Genomic DNA, 15276 nt, shown 5'->3' on the forward strand with positions numbered 1-15276 from the left:
ACTTCGTGATCCTGAACCGGGGCAACGTGTCCCTGGACTCCTCCCGGGCCGACATCAGCCTGGACCGGCTGACGAACGAGATGGCCGGTGGGGCCGAGCTGGAAGCGCTCAGCCACGAACTGTCCGCGGTCACCGCGGCGACCAACGAGAACTAGCACGACGAAGGAGCGACGAACCCGTCATGACCACCACGAGCACCACGAGCACCACCTCCTCGCTGGAACCGGACAGCGCCCGGCAGGGCTACGACCGGGACCGTGCGGTGCGGGTCGCCGTCCTCGGGGTCGGCATGATGGGCCAGGACCACGCCCGCCGGCTGGCGACGCTGACGGCGGGCGCGGAACTGGTCGCCGTCAGCGACGTCGACGTGGCCCGCACCGACGCGGTCGCCAAGGAGTTCGGGGTCCGTGCGATCCACGACCCCAAGGCCGCCATCGCCGACCCCGAGGTCGACGCCCTGGTCATCGCCACCCCCGGGTTCACGCACGAGGAACTGGTGCTGCTGGCGCTGGAAGCCGGCAAGCCGGTCCTGTGCGAGAAGCCGCTCACGACGTCGGCGGAGACCTCGCGCCGGATCGTCGAGAAGGAGGCCGAGCTCGGCCGCCGGCTCGTGCAGGTCGGCTTCATGCGCCGCTTCGACACCGGCTACCAGCAGCTGCGCGCGCTCATCGAGTCCGGTGAGTACGGCGCCCCGCTGTTCCTGCACTGCGCGCACCGCAACGCCACGACGCCGCCGAACTTCTCCTCCGAGCAGCTGATGCTCGACTCGGTCGTGCACGAGGTGGACGTCGTGCGGTACCTGACCGGCGAGGAGATCGTCGCCATCCGGGTCATCGCGCCGCGGTCGACGACCCAGGCGCCGGAGGGGTTGCTGGACCCGCAGTTCGTCATCATGGAGACCGAGAGCGGTGTCCTGGTCGACGTGGAGATCTTCGTCAACACGACGTTCGGCTACGAGGTGCGCACCGAGCTGGTGGCCGAGAAGGGGCAGGCCCGCATCGGGCTGCCCGAGGGCATGGTCACCCAGTCCGGCGCGGGCTGGGGCGGGTCGATCCCCAAGGACTTCAAGGAGCGCTTCGGCGTGGCCTACGACGTGGAGTTCCAGCGGTGGATCGACGCGGTCCGGGCCGGCACCAACGTCGACGGACCGGGTGTGTGGGACGGCTACGCCGCGGCCGCCGTCTGCGCCGCCGGCGTGGAGTCCCTCAAGACCGGGCAGCGGATCGAGATCGACCTGGGGGCGAAGCCGTGAGCGACCTGGCCAAGGGCTTCAAGGCGGACACCGTCCCGCGCAACGAGACGTTGCAGATCGCGCTCGACACCTACATGTTCCGCGAGGTGCCGCTGCTCGACCTGCCGGCCCTGGTGGCCGACCTCGGCTACGAGTGGATCGAGCTGTCGCCGCGCGAGGACTTCATCCCGTTCTTCCGGCACCCGCGCGTCGACCTCGCGACCGTCCGCAAGTTCCGCGCCGCGCTCGACGCGGCCGGAGTGGGCGTCGCGTCCACGCAGTTCGTCCAGCGCTGGTCCGGACCGGGGGAGGACGAGCGCAAGCAGGCCGTGCGCAACATCAAGCGCATCCTCGAGGTCACGACCGAGCTCGGCGTCCCGGTGGTGCAGAGCGAGTTCAACGGTCGCCCCGAACTCCCCGAGGCCAGCGAGGCCCGGTTCTTCGACTCGCTCGAGGAGCTGCTCCCGCACTTCGAGGAGAAGGGGATCGAGCTGCGGCTGGAGCCGCACCCCGACGACTTCGTCGAGGACGGGTTCCGGGCCGTGGACCTCGTCCGCGGCATCGACAAGCCCTACGTGGGTTTCGTGTACTGCACCCCGCACACGTACCACCAGGGCGGCGACGGGCCCGGGATCATCCGCTACGCGGGCGACCTCGTCCGGCACGTGCACGTCGCGGACAGCTTCGACTTCCGCGCCTCCAGCGGGTTGCGGTACATCATCAACCCGCCCGGGTCGACCGCCCGGATCCACCAGCACCTGAACATCGGTGAGGGTGAGGTCGACTTCGACGGCATCTTCGCCGCCCTCGGCGAGGTGGGCTTCTCCGGTGCCCTGTGCTCCAGCGTCTTCGCCTGGGAGGAGAAGGCCGAGGAGTCCAGCCGCTTCATGCGCAAGCAGATCCAGGAGTACGTCGACCGCTGGTGACGCAACGGTGCCCCGCCCGCCGGAGTGGGCGGGGCACCCCACGGATGCACCGCCCGGCCCGGCCGTCGGCGCAGGTGAGCAACACCCCACTGGCCGGACTGACCGCCACCCGCACGGTGCGGGTGGCACCTGTCGATGAGGATGGGAAAGAGATGAAGAAGTCTCGTCTTGGTTTCCGTACCGCGGCCGCGCTGGCGGTGGCGGCGCTCGGGCTGGCGGCCTGCAGCAGCACCGGCGGCGCGCAGGACAGCGGCGACTCCGGCGGCGGCGGCAACGTCGCGGACACGCCGAAGTTCACCGTCGCGATGATCACCCACGCCTCGGCGGGTGACACGTTCTTCGACATCATCCGCAAGGGCGCCGACGCCGCCGCGGCCAAGGACAACATCGAGTACCAGTACTCGAACAACGACAACGCCGCGCAGCAGGCCACCCTGATCCAGAACGCCGTCGACGCCAAGGTGGACGCCATCGCGGTGTCCATGCCGAACGCCTCGGCGCTGACCGGGGCGCTGGCCAACGCCCAGGCCGCCGGCATCCCGGTCGTCGGGTTCAACGCCGGGTTCAACGACTGGAAGGCCAACGGCCTCATCGGGTACTTCGGCCAGGACGAGACGATCGCCGGGACCGCGGCCGGGGAGCGGCTGGCCTCCGAGGGCGCCAAGAAGGTCCTGTGCGTCATCCAGACCCAGGGGCAGGTCCAGCTGGAGGACCGCTGCAAGGGGGTGGCCACCGGGATGGGCACCGCGGGGTCGGTCGAGAACATCTACGTCAACGGCGTCGACGCCTCGGCGGTGCAGACGACGCTGACGGCCAAGCTGCAGCAGGACTCCACGATCGACCACGTCATCACCCTCGGCGCGCCCATCGCCCTGATCGGGGTGCAGTCGATCACCGAGGCGGGCAGCGCGGCCAAGCTGGTGACGTTCGACACCAACGCCGAACTGGTGCAGGCCGTCCAGGACGGGACGGTGCTGTGGGCGGTCGACCAGCAGCCGTACCTGCAGGGGTACGAGGCCATCGACGCGCTGTGGCTGTACCTCAACAACGCCAACACCATCGGTGGTGGCCAGCCCACGTTGACGGGCCCGGCCTTCATCGACTCCTCCAACATCGACGTGGTGGCCGAGTACGCCAAGGCCGGCACCCGCTGACCCCGGCGACTCCCGAGAACCCCGGTGGGCGTGCAGCCCGCCGGGGTTCTCCCGTGCCCGCCCCCTGGACCCGCCGCAGTCGGATCCCCGCTCAGCGGACGGGGATGGGCAGGTGCGCGATCCACTGGGTGAAGGTCTGGCTCCCGAGGTCGGCGCCGGGACCGGCGGTGAGCGAACCGTTGCGCATGGCCCGCCCGAACACGCCCGGCACGCGGACGGGCAGGACGGGGCCGCGGTGACCGCAGGCCCGGCCGTAGGCGCGGACCATGTCGGTCATGCGCTGCACCTCCGGGCCCGCCAGGTCCGGCACCCGGCCCGAGGGGCCCTTCACGGCGAGTTCGACGAGCCGCTCGGCGACCTCACGCGCCGCCACCGGCTGGGACCGCATGACCGGGGCCAGGTGCAGCGGGCCGGCGCGCAACGTCTCGAACACCTGCCGGGCGAACTCGTGGAACTGCGTGGCGCGCAGGATCGTCCACGGCACCGCGCCGGCGGTGACGACCGCCTCCTGGCGCACCTTGCCCGCGTAGTACCCCACGGGTGCGGCCTCGATGCCCACGATCGACAACGCGACGTGGTGCCCCACCCCGGCGAGCTGCTCGGCGGCCAGCAGGTTCGTCGAGGTGGTGCCGAAGAACTCCCGGCACGCCCTGGTCGACCGGCTGCGGTCCGAGGCGACGTCGACGACGGCGTCCACGTCGCCGAGCGCGGCCTCCAGACCGGTGCCGGTGACCAGGTCGACACCGCGGGAGCGGGACAGGACGACGGTCTCGTGGCCGTGTTCGGTGGCGACGTCCACGACGTGCCGGCCGACGGTGCCGGTTCCTCCGGCGACGGCGATCCTCACGGGGTGACCTCCTCGGTGCGATCGGTGGTGCGATCGGTGGTGCGATCGGTGGTGCGTGCGGGGACCAGCAGGGGGAGCGCCAGCACGAGGGTGCTGGACAGGGACACCACCTGGGCGACGACGTCGACGGTGCCGAGGTGCCCCAGGTGCCCCAGGTGGTAGGCCAGGTGCGGCACCGAGTAGACCACCCACGCCAGCCCGGCGACGGTGGCCGGGCCAGGTCGTCGGTACCGCGCCGCCAGGGCGCTCGCCGCGGCCAGGGCCAGGTTCAGGGTCCCGACGTCGCGGACCAGGTGCTCGTCGAAGGGTCCGTCCAGCGCGATCCACGCGCTGAACGGGCCGGGGAACGACTGGTGGAAGGACGCCGGGAAGAACGCGGCCCACACGCCCACGTACAGGCCCAGGAACGCGAGGACGCCCAGCAGGACCCGGCGCGCGGTGAGTGTCATGCCTGGTCGACGGAGCAGGGGCCCGGAGTGTGAGGCGAGGGTGAGCCTGACGTTCTGGCGGGCTGCTCCGTCAGGAGGACGAGGAGGTGCGGGATGAGCGCTGAGGCAGACCTGGACGAGGTCCCCGGAGAGGTCCACGACGAACGGCGGCGACTGCTGTCGCTGGCCTACCGGATGCTCGGGACGACGGCCGAGGCCGAGGACGCCGTGCAGGAGACGTACGTCCGCTGGTACCGGATGACCGAGGCTGAACGGGCCGCGGTCGTGAACCCGCAGGCCTGGCTGACCCGCGTCGCCAGCCGCGTCTGCCTCGACGTGCTGGCCTCGGCCCGGCACCGCCGCGAACGGTACGTGGGGGAGTGGCTGCCCGAGCCCGTGCCCGCGGACCTGTTCGCGGGCGCCGCCGACGGCTCCGCGACGGCGCCCGTCGACCCGTTCGAGCGGATCAGCCTGGACGAGTCGGTGAGCACCGCGGTCCTCGTCGTGATGGAGGCGATGACACCGGCCGAGCGGGTCGCGTTCGTCCTGCACGACGTGTTCGCGTTCCCGTTCGCCGAGATCGCCGCGATCGTGGGCCGGACACCGGCGGCCGTGCGGCAGCTGGCCTCCTCGGCCCGCCGCCGGGTCCGCGAGCACGGAGCCGTCGGGCTGGACCGCCGCGACCACGACGACGTGGTGCGCGCCTTCGCGCACGCGGCCGGCACGGGTGACCTGGCCCGCCTCACCGCGTTGCTCGACCCCGCGGTGACGTTGCGTTCGGACGGCGGTGGGGTCGTCAGCGCCGCGCGCCGTCCGGTCCTCGGGATCGAGAACGTGGCGCGGTTCGTGCTGGGCGTCGTGCGCAAGGACGACGGGCTCGTGTTCAGCCCCGAACGCACGGGCGACGGGCTGGCGTTCGTCATCACCTCGAAGGGGGCCGTGCGGGGCGTGCTGAACCTCCGCGTCGTCGACGGCCTCGTCCGTGACGTCTGGATCCAGGTGAACCCGGGCAAGCTCCGGGCCTGGACGGCAGCGCAGCCGGTGCAGGAGGGGGGCCGGTCGTGAGGATCTTCGTCGCAGGTGGCCGTGGACAGGTCGGCGTTCCCCTGGCCGACCTGCTGCGCTCGCAGGGCCACGAGGTCGTCGTGGGGTCGCGGGCCGACGGCGTGGACGTGCTCACCGGCGCCGGTCTCGGGGCCGCGCTCGCCGGCGTCGAGGTCGTCGTCGACGTGCTGAACACCACCGAGACCGAGGCCGGGGCGGCCACGGCGTTCTTCCGGGGAACCACCGAGCGGCTGCTGGCGGCCGAGCAGAGCGCGGGGGTGCGCCACCACGTGCTGCTCTCGATCGTCGGCGCCGACCGGGCCCTGGCCAACGGCTACTACGCCGGCAAGGTCGCCGGGGAGGACGCCGTGCGGGGCGGGGACGTCCCGTTCTCGATCGTGCGGGCCACCCAGTTCGTCGAGTTCGTGCCGACCCTCGCCGACTGGCTGACCGTCGACGGTGCGGTGCTGGCGGCACGGACGCTGCTGCAACCGGTCCCGCTCGCCGACGTCGTCGACCTGCTGGCGCGGACCGCCACCGGGCGACCCTCGGGCACGACGACGGACCTGGCCGGGCCGCAGGCCGTCCCGCTCGACGAGTTGCTGCGCCGGGCGCTGGCCGACGACCCGCGGGAGGTGCGCACCGTGCAGGGCCAGTCGCTCGGGGCGGAGTCCACCGACGCGCTGGTCCCGCTGGGCGAGCACCTCACGGGTTCGCGGCGGGGGTGACGCGCACCCGGCCGGCCGGTCTACGCACGGCGGCCCAGTTCGTCCTCCACGATCGTGCGCTGGACGCCGAGCCCGGCCCACTCGTCGCCGGGTTCGGCGTCGTAGACGAGGCAGAACGGTCCGGTGTACCCGTTGTCCAGGACGGTCGAGACGCTGCGGCGGTAGTCCTCCTCGTCGACGGAGGAACCGTTCCAGTGCGCCTTGGCGTGGCAGGTCTCGGCGTAGCGGGTGACCGCGGCCAGCTCGGCGTACTTGCCCGGACCGGTCCAGTTCCCGAGGTCGACCAGCAGCCCGACGGCGCCGTCGAGGGGGTCCAGGATCGCCTCGACGTCGGCGGCGTCGGCGGTCACCCCGAGCCAGTTCTCGGTGACGAGGCGCACGTCGCCGGCGCGGGCGGCGATGCGGCCCAGGGCCTGCGAGCTCACCCGCTGGGCGTCCTCCGTGCGGGTCCTGCCGGCGACGACGCGCATCCGGCGGGCGCCGAGGGCCGCCGCGTCGTCGAGGTAGGAGGAGATCCAGGCCTCCTCGCGCGGGCCGTCCTGCGGGTGCGTCAGGTCGCCGTCGTCGACGAGCAGCGCGTCCAGGACGACGTCCGCCTCGGCCAGCGCGGCGCGCAGTTCGTCCAGGTAGCCGGCGTCGCGGTGGGGGAGGTGGAAGTGGCACAGCTGCACGGTGCGGTACCCGCGGGCGCGCAGTTCCCGGGGCAGTTCCAGCAGCGGCAGGCCGGTGGGGTCGCCCGTGGCGCCCGCGCGGAACCTCCCCAGGGTGCGGTCCAAGGACCAGGCGTGCACGGCGGCGGCCCGGGTGGTGTCGTCGGTGACCATGCCTCCAGCATGGCCGACGGGTGCCCGGCTCCGGGACCGGGCACCCTCCGACACCGGCGGGTGATCAGACGCCGGCGGACTCCGCGGCCTCCAGCAGCACGCCGGCGGCGACCTCGAGGCCCTCGACGCGGCCGAGCGAGACGTCCTCGTGCTCGATGTTGCAGGCCATGTCGGGGTCGACCTCGTGCAGGGCGCGCAGGAACTCGGCCCAGAACGCGGTGTCGTGGCCCTTGCCGAGGGCGACGAAGTCCCACGCGGAATCCTCCGGCCACTCGTTGACCCACTCGTCGCCGCCGAGGTTCGTGCGGTCCTCGCTCGGGTCGAGGCGGCGGAACCGGTTGTCCAGCACGCCGTAGACCGCGGCGGCGGGGTTGATCCGGACGTCCTTGGCGGCGGCGTGGAACACCAACGGCCCCAGGTCGCGCACGACGGCGACGGGGTCCATCTGCTGCCAGAACAGGTGCGAGGCGTCGAGTTCGACGCCGACGTTCGTGGCGCCGGTGCGCTCGACCAGCTCGCGGATCCCGGCCGGGTTGAACACCAGGTTCTGCGGGTGCAGTTCGAGGGCGACCTTCACGTCGTGGTCGCGGGCGAGCGCGTCGATCTCCTTCCAGAACGGGACCGCCACCGACCACTGGTGCTCCAGGACGTCGAGCGCGGCGGAGTTCCAGGCGTTGACGATCCAGTTCGGGCGGGTCGCGCCGGGCTCGCCGCCGGGCAGACCGGACATCGTCACGACGCGGTGCTCGCCGAGACGGTGGGCCAGCCGGATCGAGCGGCGCACGTCCTCGGCGTGCTCGTCGCCGATGGCCTCGTCCGGGTGCAGCGGGTTGCCGTTGCAGTTCAGGCCCGCGAGGGAGACGCCGGTGCCCTCGAAGGTCCCGAGGAAGTCGTCGCGTGCGGTGTCGCTGACGAGGATGTCGTCGAAGGTGGGGATGTGGACCGGCGGGAGGAACCCGCCGGAGTTCAGTTCGATCCCCGTCAGGCCGAGGCCGGCGATGACCTGCAGCGCCTCGGGCAGGGGACGGTCGTGCAGGATCGCGTTGTAGACGCCCAGTTTCACGGTCTTCTCCGGATCAGTCGACGGGAACGAGTTCGCCCTTGCCGTCGGCGGCCTTCGTGACCGCCTCCAGCACGCGCAGGTTGTGCAGGCCGTGGGCCAGCGGCGGCACCACGGGCAGCCCTCCGATCGGGGTTCCGACGCCCCCGGCGACCTCGTTGAGGAACGCCCGGCACTGGAAGGTGAAGAAGTCGGCCTGGCCGTGCCCGACGCTGGGGAAGTCCATCGGCAGCCCACCGGCGACGTAGGGGTGCCCGGGGCCGACGAGGACCTGCCGGTACCCGTTGATCACGCCGGGTGCCGTGGAGTCGGCGATGGTGAACTCGCCGGTCCGGTTCAGGTCGAACGCCCCGGCGCCGTTCTCGGTGAAGATCTCGAACCCCAGCCCGTTGGGCAGGCCGTGTGCGATGCGGGACACCGAGAAGGTGCCCGTGGCGCCGCCCGCGAAGGAGGCGGTGAACGTGACCAGGTCCTCGTTCTCGACGTCCTCGAACTCGGTGCCGACCTCGGCCATGGCGTGTCCGACGACCGCGCCGACGGGTTTCGGCCGGCGCGTGGTGACCTGTGAGAAGACGGTGCCGCGCACCGACTCCAAGGGGCCGCAGAAGAACTCGCCCAGGTCGACCAGGTGGCTGCCGATGTCGGCCAGGGCGCCGGAACCCGGCCCGCCCTTGTACCGCCAGCTGATCGGCGCGTCCGGGTTCGCCGCGTAGTCGCACCAGTAGTGCCCGTTGAAGTGGCGGACCGCGCCGAGGTGGCCGTTCAGGACCTGCTCGCGCAGGGCGTTGATCGCGGGGGAACGGCGGTAGGTGAAACCGACGGCGGCGACCTGGTCGGGACGGGCGGCGGCCGCGGCCACCATCGCCTCGGCGTCGGCGACCGAGGGGGCCAGCGGCTTCTCGCACAGCACGTGCTTGCCGGCGGCGAGCAGGCCCTCGACGACCTCGCGGTGCAGGTGGTTGGCGACGACGACGCTCACGGCGTCGATGTCGTCGGCCTCGGCGACCGCCTGCCACGACGTCTCGGGGCGGTCGTAGCCGTAGCGGGCCGCCGCGGCCGTCGCGAAGGGTTCGTGGGCGTCGGCGACGGCGACGAGGCGGACGGGGGGCAGGCCCTCGCCGTAGGGGCCACCGGTCAGCGTCGTGGCGGCGCGGTAGCCGGCGAGGTGGGCGCGGCCGGCCATGCCGGCCCCGATGACGGCGACCCCGAGGGGACGCGCAGGTGTGGCAGACATCGTCGTGAGCCTTCCGGGAAGGGCGGGTGGAGGAGTTCCGCGCCGTCGTCGGCGCGGCTTTCAAACCGGTTTGAAAGAGCACGGCAAGAATCGGTTCGAACGCCGCCGCTGTCAAGCCGCCCGAGGCCGTTGGTCGTGCGGGCGACGACGGGGGTTCCGTGCGCGGCCGCTCTCATGTCAGAATGACAGGACAAAGTTGTCGTCCTGGAGGTGCCCGTGCCCCTGCTCCGCTTCGACCTCGTCGCCGGCCGCAGCCCCGAGGAGCTGCGTGCCCTGCTCGACGCCGCCCACGACGCCGTCGTGGAGGCGTTCGAAGTCCCCGGTGGTGACCGCTACCAGGTCGTCCACCAGCACCCGCGCGGCGAGCTCGTCGTGCACGACACCGACCTCGGCATCGAGCGCACCGACGCCGTGGTGCTGCTGCAGATGACCAGCCGGCAGCGCAGCCGGGAGCAGAAGGAGGCGTTCTACCGCCTGCTCACCCGCAACCTCGAGAAGGAGTGCGGCATCGCCCCCAGCGACGTCGTCGTCTCCGTCGTGGAGAACTCCGACGCCGACTGGTCCTTCGGGCACGGCCGGGCCCAGTTCCTCACCGGGGAGCTGTAGCCGGTCCGCAGCTGGTCGGCGCGGCGGTCGTGTGTCACGCTTCTGCTCAGAACTGAACACACGGCCGCTGCGCCCCGGCGGGAGAGTCCCACCCCGCGCGGTGGGCACCGAAGGAGCAACCACCCCGGAACCTCTCAGGTCCACGTACCGCCGCGGGCAGGCCGCTCTGGAAAGCAGGACCCGAGGGGGTCCTCACCGACGGGGAAAGCCGTGCGGCACGACCAGTGCCGTCGGTGAAGCTCTCAGGTCCCGTGACAGAGGGGGTCCGGTACGCGACCGCGCCGTGCGGTCGTGACGAGAGGAGCCCCCTTGGCCACGACCGCCAGGACAGTCCCGACCGCCAGCCCGCTCGCAGCGGCCCACGCGGCACTCGGTGCGTCCTTCACCGACTTCGCCGGCTGGTCGATGCCGGTGCGCTACGCCTCCGACCTCGCCGAGCACCAGGCCGTCCGCTCCAGCGCCGGCGTCTTCGACCTGTCCCACATGGGGGAGATCCGCGTCACGGGACCGCAGGCCGCGCAGGCCCTCGACGCCGCCCTCGTCGGCCGGCCCTCGACCATGCCGATCGGCCGGGCCGCCTACGGCATGGTCGTCGACCACGCCGGCGGCATCGTCGACGACCTGGTCACCTACCGGCTCGGCGAGACCGAGTTCCTCGTCGTGGCCAACGCCGCCAACGTCGAACCCGTCGTCGTCGCGATCGCCGACCGCGCCCGCCCTCACGACGCCCACGTCGCCGACGAGACCGCCCGCTGGGCCCTCGTGGCCGTCCAGGGCCCGGCGTCGGTGGCAATCGTCGACCCGCTGGTCGACGCCGACCTCACCGCGCTCGGCTACTACCGCTGCACCCCGGCGGTGCTCGACGGTGTGGACGTGCTGGTGGCCCGCACCGGCTACACCGGTGAGGACGGCTTCGAGGTGTTCGCTCCCGTCGAGCAGGCCGAGCGGGTCTGGAACCTGCTGCTGGAAGCCGCCCGCGAGCACGGCGGGGTCCCCGCCGGGCTGGCCTGCCGCGACACCCTGCGGCTGGAGGCGGGCATGCCGCTGTACGGGCACGAACTGTCCCGCGAGGTCAGCCCCTACGCGGCCGGCCTGGGCCGGATCGTGAAGCTCGACAAGGAACCCGGTGCCGTCGGGCTCGAGGCCCTGCGACGGCTCTCGGAGGAACCGCCCACGCGGGTGCTGGTGGGACTGCGCGGCAGCGGCCGCCGGGCGCCGCGCGCCGGGTACGCCGTGCTGGCCGACGGGGCCGTCGTCGGGCAGGTCACCAGCGGGGCGCTGTCGCCCACCCTGGGGTACCCCGTCGCCATGGGGTACGTCGAGGCCGCGCACGCCGCTGCCGGCACGGCGCTCACCGTCGACGTGCGCGGAACCGAGCTGCCCGTCGAGGTCGTGCAGCTGCCGTTCTACCGTCGGGACCGCTGAACCGTGGCGCTGTCCGTGTTCGACATGTTCTCGATCGGCGTCGGCCCCTCCAGTTCGCACACCGTCGGCCCGATGCGGGCGGCGCTCGCGTTCGCCGAAGGGCTCGCCGCGGACGGCGCGCTGGACCGGGTCCGGGCGATCACGGTGGACCTCCACGGCTCGCTGGGGGCGACCGGCCGCGGGCACGGCAGCGACCGCGCGGTCGTGCTCGGCCTGCTGGGGGAGCGCCCCGAACTCCTCGACCCCGACGCCGTGACGGGTCTCCTGGACGAGGTCCGCGCGAGGCGCGAACTGCGCGTCCTGCGTCGGCACGCCGTCGCCTTCGACCTCGACGCCGACGTCCGGCTCGTCGGCCGCACCTCGCTGCCGGCGCACCCGAACGGCATGGTGTTCACGGCCCGCGACGCCGACGGCGCGGTGGTCGCCGAACGCACCTCGTACTCGGTCGGCGGGGGTTTCGTCCGCGACGACCCGCTCGACGCCGCCGAACCCGTCGCGGGTCCGGAGGAGGAGTTGCCGTTCGGTTTCCGCACCGCCGCGGAACTGCTGGAGAACTGCCGCCGGATCGGGCTGGGTGTGGCGGGACTGGTGCGCCGCAACGAGGAGAGCCGCCGCCCGGCCGCCGAGGTGGACGAGGGGTTGCTGCGGATCTTCGCCGCCATGGCCGCCTGCGTCGAGCGCGGGCTGGTCACCGACGGAACCCTTCCCGGCGGGCTGGGGGTGCGCCGCCGGGCTCCGCGGTTGCACCGCCAGCTCCTGCAGGAGGAGGGCAGCGCCGACGTCCTGCACGCCATGGACTGGGTGAGCCTGTTCGCCCTGGCCGTCAACGAGGAGAACGCCGCGGGCGGGCGTGTCGTCACCGCGCCCACCAACGGCGCGGCCGGCATCGTGCCCGCCGTCCTGCACTTCTACCGCCGTTTCGTCCCCGGCGCCGACGACGCCGGAACCGTCCGGTTCCTGCTCGCGGCCGGCGGGATCGGGATCGTCCTCAAGGAGACCGGGTCGATCTCCGGGGCCGAGGTCGGCTGCCAGGGCGAGGTCGGCTCGGCCAGCGCGATGGCTGCCGCCGGGCTGGCCGAGGTCCTCGGCGGAACTCCCGAGCAGGTGGAGAACGCGGCCGAGATCGCCGTCGAGCACCACCTCGGGCTGACCTGCGACCCCGTCGGCGGGCTCGTCCAGATCCCGTGCATCGAGCGCAACGCCGTGGGTGCCACGACCGCGATCCACGCGGCCCGCACCGCGATGCGCGGCGACGGCAGCCACGTCGTCAGCCTCGACACCGCGATCGCGACGATGCGGCAGACGGGGGCGCACATGCGCTCGGAGTACAAGGAGACCTCCCTCGGCGGCCTCGCGCTCACGGTCGTGGGGCGGCCCGCGGTGGGAGTGAACGTTCCGGAGTGCTGACCGCCTCGCGAGTCCCGGGCGTGTCCCGCAGCAGGACCACGGCCGCCGCGCTGACGAGCAGGCCGAGCAGGGTCGCGGCGCGCAGCGGCTGGCCGAACATCGCCGCGGCCCACAACGCCGTGGCCGCGGGGGTCAGGTACAGCAGGGTGCTGGCCCGGCCCGCCCCGTCCCGGGTGGTGACGAGGTGGTAGACGCCGTAGCTGGCGATCCCGGCGAGCGCCGCCCAGGCCACGGCGATCCGGAAACCCGCCGTCGCCGGCGGGGTGAGTCCGCCGGTGCCGGCGGCGACGGCGGTGAACAACCCCGCCGTGACGGTCGACTGGACGGCCAGCGTCGGCATCACCGGCAGCGCTGACCCCGACGACCAGCGTTGCTGCAGCAGGGTTCCGGCGGACAGCGACAGCATCGCCGCCGCGGGCAGGACCAGCGCCGCGACGGCCACCCCGGCACGCAGGTCGCCCAGGGCCGTCAGGGCGACGCCGGTGGTGCCCAGCGCGAGTCCGGCCAGGTGGGCGGGGCGCCAGCGGTGCCCGTCGAGCAGCGCGCCCGCGGCGAGCACCAGGGCCGGTTGCAGGGACGCGACCAGGGCCGACGTGCCCGCGGGGACGCCCGCGGCCGCGGCCCACACGACCCCGCCCAGGTACACGCCCTGGATCAGCAGGCCCAGCACGGCCTGACGGCCCCACTCGGGCCGGTCGAAGGTCCTGGCCGCCCGCAGCAGCCAGGGCAGCAGGAGCGCGGCGGTGGCCAGGCCCCGCCAGGCGAGCACGGTGTCGGGTCCGGCGTGCCGGGCCCCGAGTTCGGCGCCGATGAAGCCGGAGCTCCAGACGACGACCAGGACGACGCTGCGGACGGTCACGCGCCTCAGGTAACCATACCGGTCGGTATACTCGCAGTGCACCGATCGAGGAGGCCCCCGTGCTGACCGGACTCACGTCGCTCGACGCGACCACCCCGCCCGCGCTGCGGGCGGTGCTGGAACCGCTGCCGCCCCTGACCGCGGCGGGGACCCGGTTGCTCGAGGCCGCGGCGGACCTGTTCTACGAGCACGGCGTGCGCGCCGTGGGCGTCGACCTCATCGCCGAGACCGCCGGCACGACGAAGAAGACGCTCTACGACCGGTTCGGCTCCAAGGACGCCCTCGTCGCGCTGTACCTGCTGCGCCGGGCCCAGCGCTGGCGCGAGCACCTGCTGGCCCGGCTCGTCCGGCCCGACCCGCTGCTGGTCTTCGACGCGCTGCAGGAGTGGATGGGGACCCAGCGCCGCGGCTGCGCCTTCGTCAACGCCTACGCCGAGCTCGGCGACACCGACCACCCCGCCGTCGCCGTGGTCCGGGCGGAGAAGGCGTGGATGCGCGCGCTGTTCGACACCCTCACCGGCGATCCGGACCGGGGGGCGCACGTCCACCTGCTCTACGAGGGGACCCTCGTCGTCCTGACGGCCGGCGCCGACCCGTCGGCGTTCGACCGGGCTCGCCGCGCGGTCGCCCTCGCGCTCGGGCGACCGGGCTGAGACGCGTTCGAGCACGGGGTCACCGCGCGCCGCCACGGGCGGCGCGGCGGCGGGTGCCTCGCCGCGTCGGCCGCGCACGGCCGGTGCGACGATGACGAGGTGCCCCCTCGCCGTCGCACCGATCCCGCGCAGGGCCTGGCCGCCGTCCGGGCCGTGGAGGACACGCTCGCGCAGGGCGGGAAGCCCGCGCGGGCGGTGCTGGCCACGGCCGTGCGGTACTCCCTGGAGGAGCTCGCGGCCCGCCACCCCGGCGGCAGCGTCGAGGTCCGGGTCCCGCCCTTCGCCGCCGTGCAGGTCCTCGAGGGGCCCCGGCACACCCGGGGGACCCCGCCGGCCGTCGTCGAGATGGACGCGGCCACCTGGCTGGCGCTGGCCACCGGGACGCTGGAGTTCGAGCAGGCCCGGGCCGGCGGACGGGTGCAGGCCAGCGGCAACCGCGCCGACCTCGGGGACCTGCTGCCGGTCGTGCCACCGCGTACGGTTCTCCCGTGAGCGAGCAGTCCCGGCCCCCGTCCTCCGAGTCCCCGGCGCACCCCGGGCCGCAGGAGCAGGAGGAGCAGGACGTCACCGCGTTCGTGCAGGTCACCCGCCGCAAAGCGCCCAGGTTCCGGGCCTTCGCCGTGACCGGTCTGGTCGTCGCGTTCGTGGTCGCCGCGGTCGTCGCCCTGGTGACCCCGCCCAGCGCCGGGTACTCCCAGCAGGCCCTGTTCGGCTACCTCTTCTGCTCCCTCGGGCTGGTCGGTGTGCTGGCCGGCGCGGGCATCGCCGTGCTGGTGGACCGGCGCACCGGCACCCGTCCCGCGCCCCGCGCGCGGCGCGGCAAGCGTCGCGGGGTGTGACACACTCGGAC

17 protein-coding genes, 1 pseudogene and 2 riboswitches are annotated in these 15276 nt (G+C 73.3%); of the genes and pseudogenes, 12 read left to right on the forward strand and 6 right to left on the reverse strand.

Going from position 1 to position 15276, the window contains the following annotated elements; genetic code table 11:
• The 4 genes and pseudogenes from ACRYR2_RS16620 to ACRYR2_RS16635 form a co-directional block, all read left to right on the forward strand.
• Positions 1-155 (forward strand): annotated as a pseudogene (locus ACRYR2_RS16620) (sugar ABC transporter ATP-binding protein); the annotation flags it as partial.
• A gap of 26 nt (positions 156-181) precedes the next feature.
• A complete protein-coding gene (locus tag ACRYR2_RS16625; protein ID WP_432564007.1) occupies positions 182-1252 on the forward strand; it encodes a Gfo/Idh/MocA family protein in 1071 nt (356 codons plus the stop codon).
• A 50-nt stretch (positions 1253-1302) separates the two neighbouring features.
• Positions 1303-2157, forward strand: coding sequence for a sugar phosphate isomerase/epimerase family protein (locus tag ACRYR2_RS16630; RefSeq protein WP_432564093.1), 855 nt, complete (start codon positions 1303-1305; stop codon positions 2155-2157).
• A 152-nt stretch (positions 2158-2309) separates the two neighbouring features.
• Positions 2310-3311: a substrate-binding domain-containing protein gene (locus ACRYR2_RS16635; RefSeq protein ID WP_432564008.1), complete on the forward strand. Its 1002-nt coding sequence runs from the start codon at positions 2310-2312 to the stop codon at positions 3309-3311.
• A gap of 91 nt (positions 3312-3402) precedes the next feature.
• Here ACRYR2_RS16635 and ACRYR2_RS16640 read toward each other — a convergent pair whose 3' ends face one another.
• The gene (locus tag ACRYR2_RS16640) at positions 3403-4158 is read right to left on the reverse strand and encodes an SDR family oxidoreductase (RefSeq protein WP_432564009.1); all 756 of its coding nucleotides are present in this window, start codon (positions 4156-4158) and stop codon (positions 3403-3405) included.
• Complete coding sequence (locus ACRYR2_RS16645) at positions 4155-4607, reverse strand: hypothetical protein (RefSeq protein WP_432564010.1); 453 nt, start codon at positions 4605-4607, stop codon at positions 4155-4157. The genes ACRYR2_RS16640 and ACRYR2_RS16645 overlap by 4 nt, the downstream gene beginning before the upstream one ends.
• A 93-nt stretch (positions 4608-4700) precedes the next feature.
• On the opposite strand from ACRYR2_RS16645, the gene sigJ reads away from it, so the two are divergent.
• Together sigJ and ACRYR2_RS16655 are read left to right on the forward strand one after the other, a co-directional pair.
• Positions 4701-5651 (forward strand): RNA polymerase sigma factor SigJ, encoded by a 951-nt coding sequence (gene sigJ, locus ACRYR2_RS16650; RefSeq protein WP_432564011.1) that lies wholly within the window; start codon positions 4701-4703, stop codon positions 5649-5651.
• Positions 5648-6358, forward strand: coding sequence for an SDR family oxidoreductase (locus ACRYR2_RS16655; protein ID WP_432564012.1), 711 nt, complete (start codon positions 5648-5650; stop codon positions 6356-6358). Before sigJ ends, ACRYR2_RS16655 begins: the two co-directional genes overlap by 4 nt.
• Before the next feature lie 20 nt (positions 6359-6378).
• Here ACRYR2_RS16655 and ACRYR2_RS16660 read toward each other — a convergent pair whose 3' ends face one another.
• The 3 genes from ACRYR2_RS16660 to ACRYR2_RS16670 form a co-directional block, all read right to left on the reverse strand.
• The gene (locus tag ACRYR2_RS16660; RefSeq protein WP_432564013.1) at positions 6379-7182 is read right to left on the reverse strand and encodes a sugar phosphate isomerase/epimerase family protein; all 804 of its coding nucleotides are present in this window, start codon (positions 7180-7182) and stop codon (positions 6379-6381) included.
• Positions 7183-7246: 64 nt separating this feature from the next.
• On the reverse strand, positions 7247-8245 hold the full coding sequence (locus tag ACRYR2_RS16665; protein ID WP_432564014.1) for a sugar phosphate isomerase/epimerase family protein: 999 nt from the start codon (positions 8243-8245) through the stop codon (positions 7247-7249).
• Between the two features lie 13 nt (positions 8246-8258).
• On the reverse strand, positions 8259-9476 hold the full coding sequence (locus ACRYR2_RS16670; protein WP_432564015.1) for a Gfo/Idh/MocA family protein: 1218 nt from the start codon (positions 9474-9476) through the stop codon (positions 8259-8261).
• A 216-nt stretch (positions 9477-9692) separates the two neighbouring features.
• Between ACRYR2_RS16670 and ACRYR2_RS16675 the strand changes: the two genes are divergently transcribed.
• The 3 genes from ACRYR2_RS16675 to ACRYR2_RS16685 all read left to right on the forward strand — a co-directional run bounded on the left by ACRYR2_RS16675 (position 9693) and on the right by ACRYR2_RS16685 (position 12914).
• A complete protein-coding gene (locus ACRYR2_RS16675; RefSeq protein ID WP_432564016.1) occupies positions 9693-10082 on the forward strand; it encodes a tautomerase family protein in 390 nt (129 codons plus the stop codon).
• A 68-nt stretch (positions 10083-10150) separates the two neighbouring features.
• Positions 10151-10242: riboswitch (glycine riboswitch) on the forward strand.
• 1 nt (position 10243) lies between these two features.
• Positions 10244-10346, forward strand: a riboswitch (glycine riboswitch).
• Positions 10347-10391: 45 nt separating this feature from the next.
• The gene (gene gcvT / locus ACRYR2_RS16680) at positions 10392-11507 is read left to right on the forward strand and encodes a glycine cleavage system aminomethyltransferase GcvT (protein ID WP_432564017.1); all 1116 of its coding nucleotides are present in this window, start codon (positions 10392-10394) and stop codon (positions 11505-11507) included.
• A 3-nt stretch (positions 11508-11510) separates the two neighbouring features.
• Positions 11511-12914 carry an L-serine ammonia-lyase gene (locus ACRYR2_RS16685; protein ID WP_432564018.1) on the forward strand — a complete coding sequence of 468 codons (1404 nt, stop codon included), beginning with the start codon at positions 11511-11513 and terminating at the stop codon, positions 12912-12914.
• Here ACRYR2_RS16685 and ACRYR2_RS16690 read toward each other — a convergent pair.
• Positions 12865-13773, reverse strand: a complete 909-nt coding sequence (locus ACRYR2_RS16690; protein WP_432564019.1) for a DMT family transporter — start codon at positions 13771-13773, stop codon at positions 12865-12867. The two genes, ACRYR2_RS16685 and ACRYR2_RS16690, sit on opposite strands and share 50 nt — an antisense overlap.
• Positions 13774-13832: 59 nt before the next feature.
• Here ACRYR2_RS16690 and ACRYR2_RS16695 point away from each other — a divergent pair, with 59 nt between their 5' ends.
• From ACRYR2_RS16695 to ACRYR2_RS16705, 3 genes are all read left to right on the forward strand, one after another.
• A complete protein-coding gene (locus tag ACRYR2_RS16695) occupies positions 13833-14426 on the forward strand; it encodes a TetR/AcrR family transcriptional regulator (protein ID WP_432564020.1) in 594 nt (197 codons plus the stop codon).
• Positions 14427-14525: 99 nt separating this feature from the next.
• Entirely contained in the window at positions 14526-14918 is a 393-nt protein-coding gene (locus ACRYR2_RS16700; protein WP_432564021.1) for a sterol carrier family protein, read from the forward strand.
• Positions 14915-15265: a hypothetical protein gene (locus tag ACRYR2_RS16705; RefSeq protein ID WP_432564022.1), complete on the forward strand. Its 351-nt coding sequence runs from the start codon at positions 14915-14917 to the stop codon at positions 15263-15265. Before ACRYR2_RS16700 ends, ACRYR2_RS16705 begins: the two co-directional genes overlap by 4 nt.
• The last annotated feature ends 11 nt before the right edge of the window (positions 15266-15276 follow it).

Source organism: Kineococcus deserti (assembly GCF_050871945.1).
Classification (GTDB): domain Bacteria; phylum Actinomycetota; class Actinomycetes; order Actinomycetales; family Kineococcaceae; genus Kineococcus.